Below are 1,379 nucleotides of genomic sequence, written 5' to 3'. Positions count from 1 at the left end.
GGGACTGTCTGAATAACGGTGTGTGAGGGTCCGGCCTGATCCGAGAGGAGATGGCCGTGAACGACTTCACGACCGAAGCATCAGAGGCGATGATCGATCCTGTGACAGGAGAAATCATCGATCAAAAGGACCTCGCCGAGCGCCTGCTCGCTCAGGCGAAGGAGCAGGGTGTGAGCCTGGTCGGGCCCGGTGGGCTGCTGAACCAGCTCACGAAGAACGTGCTGGAAACCGCTCTTGAGGCGGAGCTGACCGAGCACCTCGGACACAAGCACGGCGGGACACCGATCGCGGAAAACATGCGCAACGGGACGAGACCAAAGACCGTGTTGACCGAGATCGGCCCGGTCGAGATCGAGGTGCCGAGGGACCGGGACGGGTCGTTCGAGCCGGTCATCGTGCCCAAACGGAAACGCCGCCTGGACGGCATCGACGAGATCGTCCTCTCCCTCTCTGCCCGCGGGTTGACGACCGGTGAAATAGCCGCGCACTTCGAGGAGGTATACGGGGCGAAGGTCTCCAAGGACACGATCTCGAGGATCACCGAGAAGGTCGCAGGCGAGCTGGCCGAATGGTCCTCTCGGCCGCTGGATCCGCTCTACCCTGTCCTGTTCGTCGACGCGATCGTGGTCAAGGTCCGGGACGGGCAGGTCCGCAACACCCCGTTCTACGTGGTCATGGGTGTCACCGTGAACGGGGAACGCGACATCCTCGGGATCTGGGCTGGCGACGGAGGTGAAGGAGCGAGGTTCTGGCTGCAGGTGTTCTCCGAGCTAAAGAACCGGGGCGTCGAGGACGTGCTCATCGCGGTCTGCGACGGCTTGAAAGGTCTCCCGGAAGCGATCAGTACGACCTGGGAGCGGACCGTCGTGCAGCAGTGCGTCGTGCACCTGATCCGGAACAGCTTCCGCTACGCGGGCCGGCAACACCGGGACGGGATCGTGAAAGCCCTCAAGCCCGTCTACACGGCTCCGTCCGAGCAGGCGGCGAAGGACCGGTTCGAGGAGTTCGCCGCTGAGTGGGGTCAGCGGTATCCGGCGATCGTGAAGCTCTGGCAGTCCTCCTGGCCGGAGTTTGTGCCTTTCCTCGAATACGACGTGGAGATTCGCCGGGTGATCTGCACGACGAACGCGATCGAGTCGGTCAACGCTCGCTACCGGCGGGCCGTCAGAGCCAGGGGCCACTTCCCGAACGAGGCAGCGGCCGTGAAATGCCTCTACCTCGTGACCCGGTCCCTTGACCCGACCGGCGGCGGCAGAGCACGCTGGGTCATCAGGTGGAAACCCGCCCTCAACGCATTTGCGATCACCTTCGCGAACCGGTTCGAGAGAACCAACCACTAATGAAATGCCGGACCCACACACCGTTTATCGGACAGTCCC

At 63.5% G+C, this 1,379-nt stretch carries 1 protein-coding gene; it reads left to right on the top strand.

From position 1 onward, the window contains the following. Window positions 1-89 precede the first annotated feature (89 nt). On the top strand, window positions 90-1,340 hold the full coding sequence (locus ACX80F_RS16995) for an IS256 family transposase (RefSeq protein WP_459337557.1): 1,251 nt from the start codon (window positions 90-92) through the stop codon (window positions 1,338-1,340). Window positions 1,341-1,379 lie beyond the last annotated feature (39 nt).

The organism is Arthrobacter sp. TMS2-4 (assembly GCF_054511075.1).
The sequence above is the reverse complement of the archived record's forward strand: the minus strand, read 5'-3'. Positions and strand labels throughout refer to the sequence as shown.